Origin of the sequence: Prosthecobacter sp. (genome assembly GCF_044236155.1) — a bacterium.
In the GTDB taxonomy this organism is placed as follows: Bacteria; Verrucomicrobiota; Verrucomicrobiia; order Verrucomicrobiales; family Verrucomicrobiaceae; genus Prosthecobacter.
The window spans coordinates 45,144-64,564 of sequence record NZ_JBIIHA010000013.1; the positions used below are offsets into that span (position 1 = coordinate 45,144).

17 protein-coding genes and 1 tRNA gene are annotated in these 19,421 nt (G+C 62.2%); 12 read left to right on the plus strand and 6 right to left on the minus strand.

Going from position 1 to position 19,421, the window contains the following annotated elements; translation table 11 throughout:
* Positions 1-40: 40 nt before the first annotated feature.
* From ACILSE_RS12800 to ACILSE_RS12815, 4 genes are all read right to left on the minus strand, one after another.
* Positions 41-1,351 carry a Gfo/Idh/MocA family protein gene (locus ACILSE_RS12800; protein ID WP_395717791.1) on the minus strand — a complete coding sequence of 437 codons (1,311 nt, stop codon included), beginning with the start codon at positions 1,349-1,351 and terminating at the stop codon, positions 41-43.
* A gap of 93 nt (positions 1,352-1,444) precedes the next feature.
* Positions 1,445-2,734 (minus strand): DUF1501 domain-containing protein, encoded by a 1,290-nt coding sequence (locus tag ACILSE_RS12805; protein WP_395717792.1) that lies wholly within the window; start codon positions 2,732-2,734, stop codon positions 1,445-1,447.
* 22 nt (positions 2,735-2,756) lie between these two features.
* Positions 2,757-4,850 carry a DUF1549 domain-containing protein gene (locus ACILSE_RS12810; RefSeq protein WP_395717793.1) on the minus strand — a complete coding sequence of 698 codons (2,094 nt, stop codon included), beginning with the start codon at positions 4,848-4,850 and terminating at the stop codon, positions 2,757-2,759.
* 66 nt (positions 4,851-4,916) lie between these two features.
* Positions 4,917-6,317 (minus strand): sulfatase, encoded by a 1,401-nt coding sequence (locus ACILSE_RS12815; RefSeq protein ID WP_395717794.1) that lies wholly within the window; start codon positions 6,315-6,317, stop codon positions 4,917-4,919.
* A gap of 135 nt (positions 6,318-6,452) precedes the next feature.
* Between ACILSE_RS12815 and ACILSE_RS12820 the strand changes: the two genes are divergently transcribed.
* The 9 genes from ACILSE_RS12820 to ACILSE_RS12860 all read left to right on the plus strand — a co-directional run bounded on the left by ACILSE_RS12820 (position 6,453) and on the right by ACILSE_RS12860 (position 15,453).
* Positions 6,453-8,738 (plus strand): M48 family metallopeptidase, encoded by a 2,286-nt coding sequence (locus ACILSE_RS12820; RefSeq protein WP_395717795.1) that lies wholly within the window; start codon positions 6,453-6,455, stop codon positions 8,736-8,738.
* Between the two features lie 91 nt (positions 8,739-8,829).
* Positions 8,830-11,094, plus strand: a complete 2,265-nt coding sequence (locus ACILSE_RS12825) for a hypothetical protein (RefSeq protein ID WP_395717796.1) — start codon at positions 8,830-8,832, stop codon at positions 11,092-11,094.
* Positions 11,091-11,660: a hypothetical protein gene (locus tag ACILSE_RS12830; protein ID WP_395717797.1), complete on the plus strand. Its 570-nt coding sequence runs from the start codon at positions 11,091-11,093 to the stop codon at positions 11,658-11,660. Before ACILSE_RS12825 ends, ACILSE_RS12830 begins: the two co-directional genes overlap by 4 nt.
* 89 nt (positions 11,661-11,749) lie before the next feature.
* Positions 11,750-12,280: a hypothetical protein gene (locus ACILSE_RS12835; protein ID WP_395717798.1), complete on the plus strand. Its 531-nt coding sequence runs from the start codon at positions 11,750-11,752 to the stop codon at positions 12,278-12,280.
* Positions 12,281-12,290: 10 nt separating this feature from the next.
* Positions 12,291-12,740, plus strand: coding sequence for a hypothetical protein (locus ACILSE_RS12840; protein ID WP_395717799.1), 450 nt, complete (start codon positions 12,291-12,293; stop codon positions 12,738-12,740).
* Positions 12,730-13,386, plus strand: coding sequence for an N-(5'-phosphoribosyl)anthranilate isomerase (locus ACILSE_RS12845; protein WP_395717800.1), 657 nt, complete (start codon positions 12,730-12,732; stop codon positions 13,384-13,386). Before ACILSE_RS12840 ends, ACILSE_RS12845 begins: the two co-directional genes overlap by 11 nt.
* Before the next feature lie 29 nt (positions 13,387-13,415).
* Positions 13,416-14,894, plus strand: coding sequence for a DUF1501 domain-containing protein (locus ACILSE_RS12850; RefSeq protein ID WP_395717801.1), 1,479 nt, complete (start codon positions 13,416-13,418; stop codon positions 14,892-14,894).
* Positions 14,895-14,922: 28 nt separating this feature from the next.
* Positions 14,923-15,297 carry a DUF423 domain-containing protein gene (locus ACILSE_RS12855; protein WP_395717802.1) on the plus strand — a complete coding sequence of 125 codons (375 nt, stop codon included), beginning with the start codon at positions 14,923-14,925 and terminating at the stop codon, positions 15,295-15,297.
* 83 nt (positions 15,298-15,380) lie between these two features.
* A tRNA-Phe gene (locus tag ACILSE_RS12860) sits at positions 15,381-15,453 on the plus strand.
* Positions 15,454-15,492: 39 nt separating this feature from the next.
* Here the strand turns inward: ACILSE_RS12860 and ACILSE_RS12865 are convergent.
* Positions 15,493-16,716, minus strand: a complete 1,224-nt coding sequence (locus ACILSE_RS12865; RefSeq protein WP_395717803.1) for a hypothetical protein — start codon at positions 16,714-16,716, stop codon at positions 15,493-15,495.
* Between the two features lie 54 nt (positions 16,717-16,770).
* Positions 16,771-17,646: a CDP-diacylglycerol--serine O-phosphatidyltransferase gene (pssA, locus tag ACILSE_RS12870; protein WP_395717804.1), complete on the minus strand. Its 876-nt coding sequence runs from the start codon at positions 17,644-17,646 to the stop codon at positions 16,771-16,773.
* A gap of 118 nt (positions 17,647-17,764) precedes the next feature.
* Between pssA and ACILSE_RS12875 the strand changes: the two genes are divergently transcribed.
* The 3 genes from ACILSE_RS12875 to sufT are packed head-to-tail and all read left to right on the plus strand — an operon-like array spanning position 17,765 to position 19,417.
* On the plus strand, positions 17,765-18,325 hold the full coding sequence (locus ACILSE_RS12875; protein WP_395717805.1) for a rhodanese-like domain-containing protein: 561 nt from the start codon (positions 17,765-17,767) through the stop codon (positions 18,323-18,325).
* Between the two features lie 6 nt (positions 18,326-18,331).
* On the plus strand, positions 18,332-18,820 hold the full coding sequence (locus ACILSE_RS12880; protein WP_395717806.1) for an iron-sulfur cluster assembly scaffold protein: 489 nt from the start codon (positions 18,332-18,334) through the stop codon (positions 18,818-18,820).
* 39 nt (positions 18,821-18,859) lie between these two features.
* A complete protein-coding gene (sufT, locus tag ACILSE_RS12885; protein WP_395717807.1) occupies positions 18,860-19,417 on the plus strand; it encodes a putative Fe-S cluster assembly protein SufT in 558 nt (185 codons plus the stop codon).
* The last annotated feature ends 4 nt before the right edge of the window (positions 19,418-19,421 follow it).

Consider the following 19,421-nt stretch of genomic DNA (forward strand, 5'->3'; position numbering starts at 1 on the left):
TGGGGCTTCATTCGTCATTCCTCATTCGGATTTCGTCACTTTAGACGGGGTACTTCCACTCACCGCGATACTCGCGGCGCATGAGCTTCGCGGCTTCGGGGTCGCCGATGATCTGCTCTTTCTCGGCGTCCCACTGGATGCTGCGGCCGGCCTTGTGGCTGATCATGCCGAGCAAAGGCAGGCAGGAAGAGCGGTGGGCGCTTTCGATGTCGGCGACGGGTTTGCGCTTCTTCTCGATGGCGTCGATGAAATCGGCCCAGAGGAGGGCGATGTTGTGGCCGTCAGGCTCCTGAAGCTGATGGTTGCCGTGTTTCTCGCCCTGCTTCGGATCGGCGGGGTAGAAGGTCCAGCCGTCGCGCCAGCCGATGTGCAGCACGCCTTTCTCGCCGTAGAAGTAGCAGCCGATCTTGTGCTTCTCGTTGTTGTTGTCGGCGAATTTGCGGTGCTCCCAGGTGGCGGTGAACTGCTCAAACTCGAACGTGGCCATCTGATGGTCAGGTGAGTCGGTGGTCTGCTCCTTGTCATTCAGCACGGCGGGGCCTGCGATCTCGCGACCGCCGGTGCAGAACACTTTCTTCGGCCCCTTCTCGCCGCTCCACCAGAGGATCTGGTCGAGCCAATGCACGCCCCAGTCGCCCATGGTGCCGTTCGCGTAGTCGAGGAAGTTCCGCCAGCCACCGGGATGCATCTTGGTGTTGAAGGGGCGCATAGGCGCCGGGCCGCACCACATCTCCCAGTCCATGCCTTCGGGCACCTTGCTGTTCGGCTTCGGCTGCTCGGGGCCGCCCTTGCTGATGGCAAAGGCGCGCACCATGCCGACCTTGCCCACGGCTCCGGACTTGAGGAAATTCATCGCCTCGACGTGATGCGGGCCGATGCGGCGGTGCAGACCGACCTGCACGACGACGCCCGCCTCGCGCGCGGCCTTCACCATGGCCTGGCTCTCGCCAATCGTGTGCCCGGTGGGCTTTTCGACGAGCACATGCGCTCCGGCCTGGCACGCGGCGATGGTTTGCAGCGCGTGCCAGTGATCCGGCGTGGCGATGATGACGATCTCGGGCTTCTCCTTTGCCAGCAACTCGCGGAAGTCCTTGTAGAGCTTCGGATCGTCGCCGTTGAGGCCGTTCACATCGTCCGCGGCGTTGGAGGCGACATCTTCATGCGCATCGCAGAGGGCGCAGACCTTCACGCGTTGAGAAGCGATGGCCTCGCGCAGGATGTTCATGCCCCACCAGCCGGAACCGATCAGCGCCGTGCGGTATTTTTTCGTCGTATCAGCGCCGAAGATATGAAACGACGAAGCGGCAAACGCGGCGGTGCTGGCGGAGAGGAAATGGCGGCGGGAGGTCATGATTGGCGATGAAAGCATGCGCGACACAAAAAGCCATCATTTCGCGGCGCTTTGCGTCGCTGTCTCAATCTCCTCACGCGGAATTCCGCTCGCTTACGCAAACACATCCATCACCGGCTTGCCCTTGTCGCCGACCGTGAAGGGGCGATTCGAAGGAGACATGACGACTTCATCGACCGGGAGGCCGAGGCTCCAGCCGATGGTGCTTAGGAAGTCCTGCGGGCTGGTCTGCTTGTCGGCCACGGCCATGCCTTCCTTGTCGCTAGCGCCGTAGATGAAGCCGCCCTTGATGCCGCCACCGGCGAGCAGGGTGGAGAAGACCTTCGGGTGATGATCGCGTCCGGCGTTGCCGTTGATCTTCGGGCCGCGACCGAATTCGGAGCAAAGGACGACCAGCGTGGTTTCGAGCAGGCCGCGTTCCTTGAGGTCATCCAGCAGCGCGGAGAGGGCGACATCGAGCTCGGCCCCGTGCTCTTCGAGACCTTCCTCGATGTTGTTGTGCATGTCCCAGCCGCCTTTGGCGACTTCGATGTAGCGGATGCCTTTTTCCACGAGACGACGGGCAAGCAGGCAACCTTGGCCAAATTTGTTGCGGCCGTATTTTTCCTTCAAGGCTTCCGGCTCGGAGGCGAGCTGGAAGGCCTCCAGGTCGGTGCTGGACATGATGCTGACGGTCTTGTCGTAAAACTCCGTGTAGCTCTGCACTTCCGATGTTTTGAAGCGCTGCCGGAAGCCGGAGTCGAGCTGGTCGAGCATGACGAGGCGCTTGATGAGCTGCTCCGGGGTGGCGTCGCTCTCCGCATACTGGAGGCCCGCATCGGGATCGAGGATGGGCAGCGGCGCGAAGCTGGAGGGGAAGAAGCCGTTGCCGTTGTTCGGCTGGCGATTCACGCACACACTGGAGGGCAGCGTCTTGTGGCTGTTGCCTTTGAAATGCTGCGCCCAGGCGCCGATGTTCGGATGCTTGATGGTGCCGCGCTGCTCATAGCCGCTGCGGATGAGATACTGGCCGCTGGCATGCACGCCGGTCTTGGAGGTCATGCTGCGGATGATGCTGATCTTGTCCGCGTGCTTCGCGAGATTCTCCATCGTGCCGCCGAGCTGGAAGCCTGCTTTTGTGCCGACGGGCTTCTTCGGTCCCTGCGTTGGGCCTTCCTTGGGATCGAGCGTGTCGATGTGGGTCATGCCGCCGATCATCTGGAGGAAGATGACGTTCTTTGCCTTGCCGAAACCGGGACCGCCGACGGGGGTGGAGGCGGCTGTTTCAGCGGCAAGTCCATGACGCGCGGCCCCATGCAGGACGGTGACGCCGAGAGCGGCCCTGGCCCAGCGTTCGCAGAAAGCGCGGCGGGTGACGGGATCGAGTTTGTTTTGGGAGTTCATAAGGAGTGCGGTTTGAAGCGGGTTATTCCACAAACATGAATTCGCGGGTGTTGAAGAGGACCCACGTCAGATCACGCATGGTCATGCCGGATTCGAGACCGGCGACGGCGGTCTTCAGCTCCTCGGCGCGTGGCTTGCGGCTGAAGAAGCTGAGGTAGAGGCTCTCGACCTGTTGATCGGGCGTTTTCTGCTCCGCGGCCGTTTTGACAACGAGGGAATCGTCCTGACCGATGACGCGTTGCGCCTCGCCGTTCATGAGCATCATGACCTGCGGGATGCTGCCCTCCTCGCTGCTGCTGTCGGCGATCTGGCGGTCGCTCTGGCCGAACATGCGGAGGAAATGCTGGTCCTTCTCCGGCTGCGGCAGCTCGGAGGCACGGGCCAGGACGAGGCCGTTTCGCACGGGCGGGTTCACGGTGAGGTCCTCTTCCTCGCCGCCGGCCTGCTGCATCATGCGTTTCTTTTTCGCATTGTTCTTCGGATTGCCCTGCGCCTTGCCAGCGCCGAACTGGCGCATGCTGGCCATCGCATTTTCAATCTGTGCCGCGAGGGCGTCAGGAGAGTCGGCTTTGCCGAAGTCGATGTTCATGGCCTTGGCATAGGTTGCTCCGCGGTGCTCCCGGTACTTGTCCACATCCGCGCCGACGACGAGCGTGGCACAGGAGTCCCAGGCTTGTTCCGCAGTCATGCGGCGGAGGATCGGTCCGGGGAAGAGGTAAGGCGTGCCGTCGGCCATCTCATGGCTGGTGGCCTCACGCTGGTAGGCCTGGGTGTTGCAGAGCAGGCGCATGAACTGCTTGAGGTCGAACTTGAGCCGCACCATCTCGCTTCCCAGGTGGTGAAGCAGCGGCGGATTCACGCTGGAGGCCGGATCATCAAGGTCGGTCACCGGCTCCTTCACGCCGAGGCCGAAAACGCGCTTCCACATGCGGTTGGCAATCGTCATCGCGAAGCGGGGATTGTCCGGCGAGGTCATCCATTTGGCGAACTGCACACGCAGTTCCTCCTCATTCTTTGTCTGCACGTTCTGGTAGGCCTTTTTGGCCTTGTCATCGCTCCATGTCACCAGTTTCGGCTTCACAGGGTCGCCGGGCTTGGCATCCGGGTACTTGTAGTCGTCCGGCAGGCGCAGATCGTTCTCCGTGGTGTCCTCCACAGCCATGCTGTTGATGCGGAGAAGGTTTTTGGCCTGCTGCTGGATCTTCTTGTTGTCGAGCGAGGCGAGCGCCTGCCGCATCATCCTCGCATTTTCGCCCTTGGGGGCGCCCCTGGCTCCGAAGGTCTCCGTCGCGCCAAAGAACGCCGCCATTTCATAAAACTGGTGCTGGGTCCATTCGGCGAAAGGATGATCATGGCATTGCGCGCAGGAAACGTTCGCGCCGAGGAAGGTGCTCAGCGTGAGGCTGAGGTTGTCCAGGCGCATGCCCGCGTCCCGCAGCAGGTAGCCGGTGGCGCCGTTTTCCAACAGCTTGCCATCGGCGGTCATCATCTTGTACACGATCTGGTCCCACGGCACATTGTCGGCGAGCTGGCTCTTGAACCAGTCCTGATAGGTGTAGAAACGCGCCTTCTGCGCCACGTCGGCCATGCGCAGCATGTCGGAGAAGTAGTTGAAGAGGTGGCTGGCGAAGCCGGGGGAGTTCAGCAGGCGGTCGATGACCTTCGCGCGCTTCGACACGCTGGTGTCGTTGATGAACTCCAGCGTCTCCTCACGCGTGGGGATGCGTCCGGCGAGATCCAGGAACACACGGCGCACGAACTGCTCGTCGGAGGCGAGAGGGTTGGGCTTTTGCCCGGCCTTTTTCAATCCGCCGTCCACGAGCATGTCGATGCGCGCCGCGGCCTGGGCGAGATTTGGATCAGCCGGGATGCCAAGGCCTTCCGGCTTCAGCGTCTTCGCGGCCTCCTGATCGGCGGGCGTCAGTTTGTCGAGCGGAATGCGATAGACATAGCCGTTGCGGACCTGGAGGAAGATCTGGCCGTTCTCGATGCCGCGGAAAGTCGCCTCCAGTTTGCGTCCTTGGGTATCCGTCCAGGTGCGATAGACTTCATTGTCTGCTCTGAGGCTGTGGCTGAGCAGGACGCAGGCAAGTGGGAGGAGAAGGCGCGTTTTCATAGACAAAACGTCCGGTGATCCGGTCGGTTGCGCGATGAAACGGAGGGGGCGTGGGGAAGTTTCAGCTCATTTCGTGTGCCGCTTCGCCTTGGAAGTGCCGCCTTGCCAGATGTCGTATTTGGGATCGGCATGGCGTGTGAAAAAAGTGTCGAGCTGCTTGGCGAGATTGCTCTTCACGGACTCGGTGCCGGGCTGGCCGTATTGGTTGAAGCGCTCCTGTGGATCGGATTGCATGTCATAGAGCTCATGCGGGCCGTCAGGATGACGTGCGACGTATTTCCAGCGCTCCGTGCGGATCGCGCGCGTGGTTTCCATCTCATAGAAGATGGTGTTGTCCCAATTTGCGAGTTTTTGTCCGCGCAAGGCAGCCGAGAAGTCGCGACCGGGTGATTGGGGCTTCTGCGGCATCTTGTCGGCCAAGCCGAGGTAGCCGAGCACGCTGGGCATGAAGTCGTAGTTGCTCACGATGGCATCGCAGGTCTGTGCGGCGGGGATTTGGCCCGGTTGACGAAAGATCAGCGGTATCTGCATCATCAACTCATGCGCGCCGATCGGGCGAAAGTGGTCGCCCATGCCCCACATCCCGTTCTGGCCGCCCATCCAGCCCTGATCGCTCGAATAGACGACAAGCGTGTCGTTTTCGAGGCCGTTGGCCTTCAGCGCGGCAAGGATCTCGCCCACACCATCATCGACTCCGCTGCACTCGGCGGCCATGCGGCGGCGGCCCGCGTCGGTGTTGTGAAACTCCTTGTTGTTGAACTGCCACGGATGCATCGCATCGCGCGGGAAGGAATGCAGCGGCTTGTCGGCGTAGTAGGCCGCGTGGCGGTTGCGCGCCGGCTGTGTCATCAGTTTGCCGAGCGAATAGGGGCCGTTGTAGGCGAGGTAGAGGAAGAAGGGCTTGTCCTTGTTCTGCTGGATGAACTCGACGCCCTTGCGCGTCCAGAAGTCGGTCGTGTAGCCAGGCTCGACGCGGAGCTGGCCGTTTTCGATGACCTTTTGATCATAGAACTCCTGCGTGCTGCCGTCGGGCTTCGTGGTCCACGTGGTGAAGCCCTCGCTGGCTGTCATGTTGGCCCCGAGGTGCCATTTCCCACTCAATCCGCAGGTGTAGCCAGCATCCCGCAGCACCTCGCCGAGGGAGGTGAACTCCTGCAGCGTATTGTAAGCCTCCGGTCCCATCATGAACTTCGGGTCGAGGAAGGAATGCAGGCCGTGCTGCGAAGGGATGAGTCCGGTGAGAAAGGTGGCACGTGTGGGGGAGCACACGGGATTGCTGCTGAGCGCCCGGGTGAAGCGGATGCCCTCGGCGGCCATCTGGTCGATGTGCGGCGTGCGGATGTCCGGATTGCCGTAGCAGCCGAGGGTCCACGCGCCCTGATTGTCGGTGAGGATGAAGACCAGATTGACGGGCTTTGCCGCCATGGCGGACAGAGCGAAGAGGAGGAGCGGCAGCACGAAGCGCATGGCTGGAAAAAACGGCTGGAGGGCAGGGGACTTGCGGGTCGAAACCCGGCAAATAACAATAATTAACTAGAAATACCATATTAAAGAGGGTTGATTATGTGCCTCTGGACCGGTTCTCGCCGGTTCCAACGGCTCATGTCATCCAGCATTCCCCAGCAACCTCCGCCCAAGCCAGTGCGCATCGCACCGTGGCGCGGGCCGTTGCATTTCCTGTTGCTGGTGGTTTCTGCCGTCATTTCGCTGGCTTTGCAGTTCAGCTACCTGCTGCTGGTCATCGGCCTGTTTGTGTGGATGTGCTGGCAGGTGTGCCAGATCACCGGCAGCATGGCGAAGACGGGGATCCTCCAGTGGCGCATCATTCCGGAGTTTTTGAAGTTTGGCTTCATGGGCGTGACTTGGGTGCTCATGCTGCGTCCGCTACGGCCGAGGCCGAAGCACGCGAAAGTGGCCATTCAGATCACCGCCGCGACGCAGCCGCAGCTTTTTGAGCTGATCCACATGCTCTGCTGGCACCTGCGGGCCGTGCCGCCGGCGCAGGTGTGGCTCGACACGACGATTTCCGTCCGCAGTTCCATGTTCGGCGGCCTTTACGGGATCCTGACCGGGCAAACGATGCTGCATGTCGGCCTGCCTGTGGTTTCGGTGATCACCGCACGGGAACTGGCCGGCCTGCTCGCCCACGAGCTCAGCCACAACGCCGGCGGCATCGGCACGATCTTCGTCCATGCCGTGCGGGAGATGAACGCGTGGTTTTTCCGCGCCGTGATGGAGCGCGACGAGTGGGAGATGAAAATGCGCGAGGCGCCCAAGAAGGAGAGCGAGTGGCGCAAGATGGGGCGCAAGATCATGCGCGGCTGGATTTGGGCGGCGAAAATCCCCTTCATGGTGTTCGCGCTCGCCTCCCGCATGACCAGCGCGGTCACGCTCTGGCTCATCACGCGCTCGGCGGAGCGCACCGGGGCGAACGTGATCGGCCGGGAGATGTATGAGCGCATGCGGCGGAAGCTTTCGCTGCTCGGCTCGGCGTGGAAGTCGGCGGAGCAGGAAATCCAGCGCGGTGTCATCCAGCACCGGCTGCCTGAGAATCTTTCGCTGCTCATGGCGCGTCATGTGGCCGCTGAGGCGAAGACGAAGGCCTCCGCCCGTGCGGAGGCGGGAGAGCTGGAAAAAGAGGAGCCGAAGGCTGACGGCAGCCGGCCCCGCGGGGAGGCAATCGTTGCCTATCTTTCGCATCTGCAGCCCGCGGCGTCGGTCATGAGGCAGTTCGTCGATCTGTCGCGGCAGGTTACTTACTTTTACTACCAGCACGACCTCGGCTTGAATCTCCACGAGCACCGCATGGTCGCGGATGAAGAAGTGATTCATCAAAACCGCCGCGAGGAGGAGGCGCTTCTCGTCATCCGCCGCTACTTTGGCGGTCTGGCCCATCCCGAGCGTGCGATGTGCGGTCTGGGCAGCACTCCCGCCGGTTCGACTTCACGCGCCGAGTTGCAGCGCACCATCCAGCATGTGCGCGAGGAGATCGTCGTCTGGGGGCCGCAGTTCAAGGTGGCCCTGCAGGAGTGGAACCAAGCCTGGCAGCGTCGTCGCGATCTCGAAGCCGCCGCCACGCTCAGCCTCGCCGGATTCACCGTCTCCCGCATGCAGTTCGGCACCGAGGACGCCAGTCCGCCCTCGCTGCGCGCGGAGGCCGCCCGTCAGCGCATGGTGATGGAGCACATGGAGGGACCGCTGCAGGAGCGGGAACGCGTTTTGGAAAGCCGCTTTGCCGCGGCGCTCGGCATGTTGTGGTGGAGCGACAAGTCCGAACTCAATCCGTGGCTGCGCAAGCGCCGCGAGGAGCTGCCCGCCTGGGTCAGCATCTACGAGGCAATGTGCGGCGCGCTGCCTTCCTTTCGCGAACTGCTGACCACCTTTTTCGCGTTTCAGACGCTGGGGGCGAAATTTGCCAACACGGACGATCCCAGCGCCTTCCTCACCGCCCTGCAGTCGGTGGTGCCGAAGATGCTCAATCTTGTGAGGCAGATCATGTCCACGATGGACGGGGCGCCCTATCCTTTTGCGGAAGATGGCAAAACGAAGTCTTTGAACCAGCACATGCTGCCCGCGCCTTTGCCGGAGATGCCGGGGGTGTCCATGACCTCTCTCGACGCGGCAAGCATGCGCGCCATCGGCCTGAAGATGGCCTCCCAGGCCTCCGAATGCATCGCTCCGTATGTGGATGCCTTCCTCAGCCTCTACCACCGTTCCTTTGCCTGGCTGGCGGAGTCTGCCGAGCGTGTCGAGACCCACTTCATGGGCTCCCTCAGCCTCGGTTCCGCCACGGAGATCCTGTTGCCTGACGAGTTCACAACGCAGCGCCTTGGCATGAAGTCAAAATCCCCCGACTCAATCGCCGCGTGGAAGCCGCCGACGGCCTGAGGCGAAGGTGATTTCCGCAAACCGAAACCCCGGCTTGAACATCCGCCGCATGGCTGGATAGTCGCGCATTCCTTCTCCTCACAGCGCCCCCATGTCGGAGCCGATTCAATTCAGGCATTACCAAATCGTTCAGGACACCGACGGCAACAACGTCGAGCTGGTGCGCAATGCCGAGCAGGTGGCCGTGCTGGCCTTTGACATGCAGCGGCTCGAATACGTCCACTGCCATGTGCTGCTGGAGCCGCTCTCCAACCGCGCCGCCTTCGAGGACGCCTGCAGGACGCTGCAAAAACGCGGCCATCCCGCGCTGGCGCGCATGATCGAGTTTGGCGAGGACGAGGGGAACCCGTTTTACATCACCAGCAACATCGACGGTGAGGCGCTGCGCGGTTATCTCACGCGCCAGCAGGAGATTCCCGGCTGGCTGGCCATCATGATCGCCTGCCGCGCGCTGGAGACTGCCGTGGCGGTCTGCGAGCGAGGTGAATACCTCACCGAGTCACCGTTGGACGGATTCCGCGTGGTGCAGACGGCTCCGCAGGCCGTGCAGGTGCTGGCGGCGGATTTTCGCGTGCTCGACAGCAGCGCGGCGAAAAAGCGCGCTCTGAAGACCAGCTTCGAGAAGCAGGCGAGGTTCCTGCGCACCTTCCTCGTCGAGCAGGGCGGAACCCTGCCGGACCAGCAGCTCTCCGCGGCCGATTTTTGCGATCTTCTCGGCTCCTGCCTCGCCAGCGCGGGCGTCGGCGTCATCGCCGCGATGCGCGATCTGCGCGGTGCCCTGCAAAAGCTCGCGCCCGATCAAATCTCCGGGGAGATTCCCGCCGCGCAGAAACCTCGCGCGCTGCTCGCCCCGCTGCTGGCAAGTTATCAGGAGGTCGCCCGCGGCCTCGTCAATCTCGTGCGCATCCAGAGCCAGCGCCTCGACATGGCGAATCCCTACAGCATGCGAGGCACCCTCACCAAGACCGGCCGCGCCGTGCTCATCGAGCAGGTGCCGCCCTCACGCATCGCTTGCGCCCGCGTGAAGGAAGTCGATGACACCGCCTTCAAAGTCACCAAGCAGCGCGACAACTCCGGCCTCATCACGCTCGCGCTCGTCAACGAGGCCGACGACATCACCTGTCTGGCGGAGGAGGTCGTGGAAGGCATCAGCCTGGCCGACTTGATGCGCGAACGCCGCTGGCTCGACGTGCAGGAGGCCTATCTTGTGCTCGCGGGGCTCGACTCAGCCCTCACGCAGATCGAAAACTCCAGCCTCGCCCTCAGCAAGCTGCGGCTGGAGGACATCTTCCTGCTCACCGGCTTTCCACGCGAGGATTCGCGCAGCACGAAGCTCCTCGTCTCCAAGCTCAACGAGTGGCCCGCCTTCAACATCATCGTGCGCGCGCATCCCACGCTCGCCTCCATGTCCGGCCGCGGCACGGATCCCGCCACGTTGCTGCCCCCTGCGAAAGCAGCCGCCACCACGACCTGGCATGCCGGCTGGCTCTCCGCCTTGTGTAAATTTCTCCTCGGCCTTGAATCTCCCGTCGGCGTCCAAGCCTCTCCCGAAGGCGGCGCACGTGAACGAGAAACCGTCGCCCGTCTGCTGGATGACGAGATCGCCAAAGTTGCCGAATCAAAACCTGGTCAGCGCGGTGATTTCCTGGCGCGTTACGCCCGCATCATCCAGCACTACGACCTCGTCAAACCGAACGAGCCCGTGCGCTCCGGCGGCACGGAACCTGCGCTTTCACCTGGCTTGAAACCGAGCCAGAAAACCATTCCGGTCACGAAAACCGGCGTGAAACGCGAATTTTCCGCATCACCCGCCCCCGAACCCCTGCGTTCTCCCGTCGCCCTGACCATGGGCGGTCCTGCGGGCAAAGAGGAGACGAACATTGGCTTTGCCGAACTGCTCTTTCGCAATGCGGGTGGCGAGCCAACTCCGCCTGACGCGCCCGACTGGGCCCGAGCCGCCGCCAGCGCGCCGCCCACGCTTCCGGAGCATCTGATTCCCCGCGACGACGTGCCCATGTGGTTGAAGGCCGCCGTCTTTCTCGGCGGCTCGATGGTGCTCGGCGCCTTCTGCGCGCATCTCTCCGGCACCGCCCTGTGGCAGAAAAAACGCGGAACAGTGCCAGTGGAAGCCGTCAAAGGCGGCAAATCATCCGCCGTCATGCCGGCACCTGCTGTTTCGACCCAGACCGCCGTGCCCAAGGCCATTCCCGTCACCGAACCTCCGGTCGTCGTCGCGCCGCCGGATGACGACACAAAGCGCCCAAGCGGTGTGTCACTCACCCTGCCGCCGGGAGCCGCCGGTTTGCGCGAACAGCTCGCCTCGCCCACCACGAATCCCCCCTCGCCACCGCCATGAGAACCGTACTTCTTCGTCTTGCTGCCTCCGTCCTTGCGGTCTGTCTCTTGAGCGCGTGCCCGGAGACCACCGTCGATCAGGACTTCGGCCTCAAGCCACTCGAATTGCAGCCAGGCGACTGGAACGGCCTGTGGACCTCGGTGGATGAAAAAGAAAAGTTCCAGTTCACCGTCATCTTCCCCTCCAATGGCGTCTTGCGCTTATCCGACCCGGACGACAAGAAGGAGGAGCCCTCCGACTTGCGCCTCCACCGCGCCACTGCTGACGACAAGATCAAACTCTGCTTCGCCCTCATGCAGGATCAGGACGACAAGGAAACAAAATCGCAGGTCATGCTCATGCGCCAGCCCGATGAGGGAGTCATCCTCGCCTGGACGATCGACGATCTCGCCGTCGAGAAGGCGCTCAAGGCCGGCCAGCTCAAAGGCACCACGCAGCGTGTCAAAGACGACCCGCACAATCATCTCGCCACCGATCCGGCCAACCACGCAAAACTGCTCGAGCCGCAGTTTTGGAACTGGTCCGAGCCCGTGATCTTTAAGCGTGTCGGGAAGCCAGGTAGGTAACCTTCCTCTCGCCTGAAGACGAGGTGTCCTGCTTTTACATCTTTGTGATTGTCACTTCGGAGGCAGCGTGATAAAAACGCGCCCTTCTTGTGAAATTCGCCTTCTTCAGACTGCTTGCCTGCCTCCTGCTGGGATCTGCCGCGTCATACGCGGAGGAGCCTGTGCTGCCGCAGGCGTTGGTTCCCGGGGCGGGTTTCAACACAGGTGGTCCACGCGGTTTCCTGAAGCCTTCGAAGTCGATCAAACCGCCGCCTGCGGCTCCCGGTGCCGCCGAGGTGGCTCCTTCCATCGTGCAGACGCCCACGGCGGAAACACGTCTGCGCCGCCTGGTGGTCCTTTCCGGCGACATGACACCGGAGGCCATTCGTGAGGCGATCCTTGCCTGCGGCCAGTCACGCACGCCGGTGACCACGCTGGGCGGTGTGAACGCGCCCGCGCCCGTTTTGACCGATCTCGCCGGTTTGTTCGGCTCCACCGTGACCGAGGACACGCAGAAGAAAGTGCTCGAAACCGTGCGCAAGGGCATGGGCGCGTCCTCCAAGCCTCTGAAGCGCGCCGAAGTCGTCGGCTGGCTGCCTAGCGAGGGCGTCATGGCCGTGGTGGTGTATCCTGAAAGCTGAAACGCTTTTCATGACACCCGATCCGGCCCCAACCGCAGTCCCCCGGGTGCTTCTCGCCGAGGAAAGCCTGCCCTACCGTCGTGTCATCCGCGAGGCGCTGACTGCTTTTCGCATGTGCGAGGTCGATGATGCGCCGAGCGGTGAGCGTGCCTTTGAAATGGCGCTGCGCCGTGAGTACTCGCTGTTTCTTTTCTCCCTGCCGCTGCCTGACATGATGGGTGACATGCTCGACCGGCTACTGAGCACCGCTTATCCGCTTGTTCATTCCGCTGCCCATGCCGCGCCGCCGGTCATCTTTCTCATCCGGCCCACGGATTCGATGCGTTTTGACGAGTTGAAGCGCGATGTGCGCGTGCGCGGCAGCATGCCGCTGCCGCCCAAGCTCGACGTGCTTCTCTCCGTGACCGCCCCGCTGCTGCCGGAGCGTGTGAATCCCGCTTTCCCGACTCATGTTCCCTGATCCCGGCCGTCAAAGCGTGAAAATCTGCGGCATCACGCATCCGGAGCAAGCGGCAGAAATTTTCGCGCTCGGCGCGGACGCTGTCGGCATCAATCTCTGGCCCAAGTCGAAGCGTCACATGCCGTTGTCGGTCGCAGAGGCTTCATTGCGTGACGTGTCGGCGAAAAATGCGCTCGTTGCCGTGCTGGTGAATCCCGATGACGTGCTGCTCGATGCGGCCATCACCAGCGGCCTGTTTCAAGCGCTGCAACTTCACGGCGATGAAACGCCTCATGATGTCGAACGCCTCATGAATCGCGGCGTGAACGTCATCAAGGCCCTGCAAGTGCGCGATGCCGCTTCGCTGCCGCAAATCGGCGAATTTCCCTGCGCCGCGATCCTGCTCGATGCCTATAACCCAGGAACCTACGGTGGCGGCGGGCATGCGTTTCCATGGGAACTGGCCGTGCGTGCTCAGGAGATCTTTCCCGGCAAGCACATCCTGCTCTCTGGCGGTCTCAACGCTGACAACGTTCGTCAGGCCGTGCAGCAAACGCGTCCGGTGGCAGTCGATGTCGCCAGCGGAGTCGAATCAGCGCCCGGCATCAAGGACTTGGCGCAAGTTGCCCGCTTTATCGCCGAAGCACGGGCAGGCTGGGCGTGTTAGTTCGGCTGTGCAGGATGCGTTATCCTGACATGCATCCGGTTGAACAGCAGATCCTTCAAAAACGCCGCGAATTTCTCGCCACGAGCGCCAACGGCATCGGTGCGCTCGCTTTGGGGGCGCTGCTGACGGAGGAGGGGCTCATTTCGCGTGCTTCGGCCATGGAAGCCGATCCGCTGCTGCCGAAAGCGCCGCATTTCCCGGCCAAGGCGAAGAACTGCATCTTCATCTTCTTCGAGGGAGGGCCGAGTCAGATGGATTTGTTCGATCCGAAGCCGAAGCTCAATGAATTGAACGGCCAGTCGCTGCCGGAGAGCATGACAAAAAACGTGCGCTTCGCCTTCATCCGCAAGGAAACCGCCAAGTTGATGGGCAGCCCGCGCAAGTTCGCAAAACACGGCCAGTGCGGCATGGATTTCAGCGATCTGCTACCGCACATGGCCAAGCACGCCGATGACTGGCTCATGATCCGCAGCCTGCACACGGATCAGTTCAATCACCATCCCGGACAGCTCGTGCTGCATTGCGGCCGGGCGCAGTTCGGGCTGCCGACGATCGGATCGTGGCTGAACTACGGACTTGGCAGCATGTCGCGCAATCTTCCGGGCTACGTCGTGCTGTCTGCCGGACGCGGCACCAGCGGTGGCGCGTCGTTGTGGCAAAGCGGCTTCCTGCCGAGCACTTACGCGGGCGTGCTGTTCCGCAATCAAGGCGAGCCCGTGCTCAATTTGAAAAATCCGCCGGGCATCCCGATGAGCCTTCAGCGCAAGGGGCTGGATACGCTGATGGAGCTGAATCAGAGCCGCTACGAGCATCTGCGCGATCCGGAGATCGCCAGCCGCATCTCCGCGTATGAACTGGCTTTCCGGATGCAGTCCTCCGCGCCCGAGTTGATCGACCTGAAGGGTGAAGACGAGAAGACGCTCGAAATGTACGGCGTGAACCGCAAGGATCCGCCGATCAAAGCCTCTCGCGGCGGTGGCCCGGGGCAGTATCAGGCCTTTGCGAAGAACTGCCTGCTCGCGCGGCGCCTTGTGGAGCGCGGCGTGCGTTTCGTGAGCCTCATGCATGCAAGCTGGGATCATCACAGCAATCTCAACGACGAACTCAGCTACAACGCCGGCATGGCCGACCAGCCCATCGCGGCCCTGCTCACCGATTTGAAGCAACGCGGCATGCTGGAGGACACGATGGTCATCTGGGGCAGTGAGTTCGGGCGCACACCGCTCGGGGAAAACCGCGGCGGAAATCCGAACGCCACCGGCCGCGATCACCATCCCTTCGCATTCACGATGCTCGCCGCCGGCGGTGGCATCAAAGGCGGGCAAACCTATGGCGAGACCGATGAAATCGGCTGGAGCGTTGTGCGTGATCCCGTCGATCTGCACGACTTCCATGCCACGCTGCTGAATCAATTCGGCTTCGACCATCTGCGCCTCACGCATCGCTTCCAAGGCCGCGATTTCCGACTCACAGATGTGTCGGGGCGCGTCATCAAGGAGTGGATTTGAGCTCCGTGCCGGTTAAGCATCACAACTTATGCAACCTGATGTCCGCCGCCTGCGTCTCTCCGCCTTCACCGGATTTCTCGCCGTCCTGTTCGGAGCGATGGGCGCGCATGGTCCGCTCCACGAAAAGCTGAAAGCTGCCGGTCAGCTTGAGCATTGGGAAACCGCGCTGCGTTATCATCTGCCGCACGCGGTCCTGTTGTTGGTGATCGCGTTGCTGGCCGGTGGTAGCAAGACGCTGCGTCGCGCTTGGAGCCTGTTGTTCGCGGGGATCATCCTGTTCAGCGGATCGCTCTATGTGCTCGCCTTCACAGGCGTGAAGTGGCTCGGCGCCATCACGCCTTTGGGCGGCGTGAGCTTCATGCTCGGCTGGCTCATGCTGGCCTTTGTGGCGAAGGAAAAATGAGCCTTGGATCAATCTGCGGAAGCCTGGAAAAACCCGTTGCGCCCCGATTGAAGCATGCTCCAATAGCGGCCCTTCTAGTCAGAGGCTCGGTAGCTCAGTCGGTAGAGCAGGGGATTGAAAATCCCCGTGTCGGCGGTTCGATTCCGTCCCGAGCCACCTCTTTCCAAAGAAATGTCAGAGGCGTTGAGGCGACGATCACAAGCTCGTTGTGCTGGCTACGATCTCTTCGGCGAGACCTGGGATGGCGGAGAGTGTGCGGGCTGGAGTGTCGCGCATGGCGGGCACGCGGAGGCCGTCGGTGCCGATTTGATGGAGCAACTGGTCCAGTGCGCAGCCAAACGCGGTGACAGCGGCTTCCTCCTCCTCAAGATCGTGGTTGAGACCGTTGAGCAGGGCCACATGCTCGTAGCGTTGCAGCCACTCGGCGGCACGCGGACGATAACGCTCGATGATGCGGGCCATAAGGCTCTGCGCGGAGCGGGGTTCGGACTCACGCAGCACCTGCCAGGCCAGGCAGCGCGCCACATCGGCGGCGGCGGTGATAAGGCCGGGCTCGTTCACGCCCACCTGCTCGTGCGTGAGCTGGCGGTGACGGTGCTCGAAGTGAAAACCGAGATCGACCTGGCACTGCTGCTCGCCGGGCAGATGACGGAACGCCTCGCTCAGCATTGAAACCTCCAAACCCCAGCCGCCGGGCAGGCTGAAGCTCTCGAGCGCGTCCATGTTGGCAGCGAATTCACCGGAGAGCGGGTAGCGGAAGCTTTCAAGGTGTTCGAGCAACGGTTTTGTCCCGAGCACGTCACGGCAGGCCTGAACGAGAGGAAAGATTAGCAGGCGTGTGACGCGTCCATACAGACGGTCGGACACCCGGCTGTAGTAGCCTTTGGCAAAACGATAGCCCATGCGCGGATGCAGCAGCGGGTAGCACAGCCGCCACAGCACGTCGCGGCTGTAGTTCAGGATGTCCGTGTCGTGACTGACGACGATGCCTTTGAAGCCGCGTGCGTGCAGGTAGGCGATGCCCATCCAGATGTTCGATCCCTTGCCGGCGTGCGCGCCTGCCATCCCGGCCTCCTCCATGCGCTGATAAACGCCGGAGAGCTGCGGGCCGTCATTCCAAAGCAGGTGTGTTTTTTTGCCGCGCAGATGCTGTCGGCAGACGCGTAAAGCGCGCTCGTGCTCGGCGGCGTTCATGCCGTTCATGCTGAGGATCACCTCGCTGATATGCCCGGCCTGCGAGACCTCCTCCAAAATGCGTGGCAGGGCAGGGCGCTCGCATTCGGCGTAGAGCGCGGGCAACAAAAGGGCCACTGGCTTGCTCCGGGCCCACTCCAGCATCTCTGTCTCCCGTGCGGAGCTGTCCGCGTGGGCGAGGTGATGGAGCGTGGGCACGCGGGCGTGCTGATAGAAATCGGCCATGGGCTGGGGTCGGTCCAGTTACGCTCTCCAGGGCATTTGTGAAACAAAATGGTTTCAAATCTGCGCGGCGGGATCGGACGCACGCGGCGACATGGCTTCGTCCTCGCCGGTGAGGATGCGAGTTTCGACCTCAGGATCCACTTCGGGCGACTCCGGCTCGATCTCGATCTCCTGCCGCCACTGGCGTGAGATCCACGGACGCGCCAGTCCGTAGAGCAGGTAGCTCACAAAGATGACCGAGGGCATCCAGTGCCAGTTCATCACGGTGAAGGCGATGACGACGATGCTTATGAGCACCCAGTGGAAGGAGCGTTTCGTGCGCCAGTTCACCGCCTTGAAGCTCGGATACTCGAGATTGCTGACCATCAGATACGAGAGCAGGGCCATCAGCCCGGCCAGCGCATACTTCCAGTGGCCGATCTCGCGTCCATTTCCGTCCAGCCAGATGACGAGCAGCGTCAATGACGAGATCACGCCCGCCGCCGCCGGGATCGGGCAGCCGCGGAAGCTCTTGCTGCTGCATTTCACATCCGCCGCTGCGAGGCAGTTGAAGCGGGCCAGTCGCATCGCTCCGCAGACGAGGTAAATGCATGAGATGAGCCAGCCGAGGCCCTTGGGCGTGTCGATTTCCTTCAGCACGATGTCATGCACCAGCAGCGCCGGGGCTACGCCGAAGCTCACGATGTCCGCCAGCGAGTCCAGCTCGCGGCCGAACGGGCTCTCCGTGCCGCCCATGCGCGCCACGCGGCCGTCGAGTGCGTCAAAGAGGCAGGCCAGAAGGATGAACACGATCGCGTAGTAGTAGTGCTGGTGCTCGTCGAGATGCCGTCCATCAAAGATTTGCAGGATGGCGACAAAGCCGCACAAAATATTGCCCGCCGTCATCAAAGTCGGCAGCACCGGGATGCGAGGTTCTTGGGCAGAGGACATGGGCGGCAAGGTGAATGACGAATGGGGTAATGTCGAATGACGAAATGCGGGCTCAAAGCCGCATGCGGGACATCGAAACACTTGTGCTCCGCTCTCATTGCTCCATTCTGAACGCCCCATGCCCGACGCGCTCCCCCCCTTGAACGGCGACATGACCATGAGCCAGGTGCTCCAGGCCTATCCTGGCGCGCAGCGGGCTTTGTTTGCCCGCTACCATATCGGTGGCTGCCGCAGTTGCGGCTTCCAGCCGGGGGAGACGCTGGCGCAGGTCTGCGAGCGGAATGAGAACATCCCTGTCGCCGAAGCCATCGCCCACATTCAGGAAAGTCATCAGAGCGATGCCTCGCTGCAGATCAGTCCGCACGACTTCGAGCAGCTCCGCCGCGCCCTGCCTGACCTCGTGCTGCTCGATGTCCGCACGCGTGAAGAACACGATGCGGTGAAGCTCCCTGGCGCGCGTCTGCTCACCCAGGAGCTCGTGCATGAGATTTTCACCCACGGTGACAAGACCAAGCCAGTCGTGCTCTACGATCACACCGGCTCCCGTTCGCTGGATGCCGCCGCCTATTTCATCGGCCATGGCTTTGGTGAAACGAAGTGTCTGGCTGGCGGCATTGATGCTTACAGCCAGGAGATTGATCCAACGCTGCCCCGCTATCGTATCGAAATCGAAGCCTGACCCACCATGGACGAAGCCGCGCTGCAACAAGCCCTCACGAACACGCAGAACCTCGGTGAAATGCCCGATGCAGACGCCGTGGGCACGGTGGGCAGCCCGGATTGCGGCGACATGGTGCGCATGTGGATCAAGTACAAGGACAAGGACGGCCGGAAGGTCATCGACAAGGCCAGCTTCCAGAGTTTCGGCTGCCAGACCGCCATCGCCGTCGCCAGCATCGCCACCGAATTGATTCGTGGCAAAACAAAGGCTGAGGCGCTTGCCATGTCCGCCGACGAACTCAGCAAACCGCTGGGTCCGTTGCCACCCATGAAGATCCACTGCGGCCAGATGGTGGAGGGCGCCCTTCGCGCCGCGCTCGAGGCCGAGAGCAAAGAAGCAAAGGCCCAAAACAACAGCCCCGCCCCACTTCCGGATCAATCGGGCACGCTCGCCGACGCCCTCAACCTCGCCGGCAAGACGCAGGGCAAGGTCAAAATCGTGCTCACCTCCTAGTTTCGTCTTTCTCCCCTTCTTCATTCGTCATTTCTCAGCATGCATTCCTCCCTCGAACTCAAACGCGAAGTCGAAGCCATCCAGATTCCCAGCGGTGACAGCATCAAGCTGCCGCTCGGCATGAAGGTCATCATCACGCAGTCGCTTGGCGGCACCTACACCGTGGCCACCGACTTTGGCCTCGCCCGCATCCAGGCGAAAGACGCCGATGCGCTCGGCATCGATCCCGAGGCGTCCAAAAAAGACCAGGAGAGCACCTCCTCGAACATTCCCTCTGATGTCAGCGACCTCGAAGGCCAGGTCTGGAACCAGCTCAAGAACGTCTATGACCCGGAAATTCCGGTGAACATCGTCGATCTCGGCCTCGTGTATGATTGCAAGGTTGAAGCCGACGCGGAAGGCAAAAACAAGGCCGTGGTGAAGATGACGCTCACCGCTCCAGGCTGCGGTATGGGTCCCACCATCGCCGCTGACGCCCAGAGCCGCATTATGACCATCGAGGAGATGGACGATGCCGCGGTCGAGCTCGTTTGGGACCCGCCATGGAACCAGGGCATGATCAGCATTGAGGGCAAAATGAAGCTCGGCATGGTCTGAGCGC

Bases quoted from the DNA above. Each gene is read 5' to 3' on its own strand.
- ACILSE_RS12800 (WP_395717791.1), bottom strand. From the start codon at position 1,351: ATGACCTCCCGCCGCCATTTCCTCTCCGCCAGCACCGCCGCGTTTGCC.
- ACILSE_RS12805 (WP_395717792.1), bottom strand. From the start codon at position 2,734: ATGAACTCCCAAAACAAACTCGATCCCGTCACCCGCCGCGCTTTCTGC.
- ACILSE_RS12810 (WP_395717793.1), bottom strand. From the start codon at position 4,850: ATGAAAACGCGCCTTCTCCTCCCACTTGCCTGCGTCCTGCTCAGCCAC.
- ACILSE_RS12815 (WP_395717794.1), bottom strand. From the start codon at position 6,317: ATGCGCTTCGTGCTGCCGCTCCTCCTCTTCGCTCTGTCCGCCATGGCG.
- ACILSE_RS12820 (WP_395717795.1), top strand. From the start codon at position 6,453: ATGTCATCCAGCATTCCCCAGCAACCTCCGCCCAAGCCAGTGCGCATC.
- ACILSE_RS12825 (WP_395717796.1), top strand. From the start codon at position 8,830: ATGTCGGAGCCGATTCAATTCAGGCATTACCAAATCGTTCAGGACACC.
- ACILSE_RS12830 (WP_395717797.1), top strand. From the start codon at position 11,091: ATGAGAACCGTACTTCTTCGTCTTGCTGCCTCCGTCCTTGCGGTCTGT.
- ACILSE_RS12840 (WP_395717799.1), top strand. From the start codon at position 12,291: ATGACACCCGATCCGGCCCCAACCGCAGTCCCCCGGGTGCTTCTCGCC.
- ACILSE_RS12845 (WP_395717800.1), top strand. From the start codon at position 12,730: ATGTTCCCTGATCCCGGCCGTCAAAGCGTGAAAATCTGCGGCATCACG.
- ACILSE_RS12850 (WP_395717801.1), top strand. From the start codon at position 13,416: ATGCATCCGGTTGAACAGCAGATCCTTCAAAAACGCCGCGAATTTCTC.
- ACILSE_RS12855 (WP_395717802.1), top strand. From the start codon at position 14,923: ATGCAACCTGATGTCCGCCGCCTGCGTCTCTCCGCCTTCACCGGATTT.
- ACILSE_RS12865 (WP_395717803.1), bottom strand. From the start codon at position 16,716: ATGGCCGATTTCTATCAGCACGCCCGCGTGCCCACGCTCCATCACCTC.
- pssA (WP_395717804.1), bottom strand. From the start codon at position 17,646: ATGTCCTCTGCCCAAGAACCTCGCATCCCGGTGCTGCCGACTTTGATG.
- ACILSE_RS12875 (WP_395717805.1), top strand. From the start codon at position 17,765: ATGCCCGACGCGCTCCCCCCCTTGAACGGCGACATGACCATGAGCCAG.
- ACILSE_RS12880 (WP_395717806.1), top strand. From the start codon at position 18,332: ATGGACGAAGCCGCGCTGCAACAAGCCCTCACGAACACGCAGAACCTC.
- sufT (WP_395717807.1), top strand. From the start codon at position 18,860: ATGCATTCCTCCCTCGAACTCAAACGCGAAGTCGAAGCCATCCAGATT.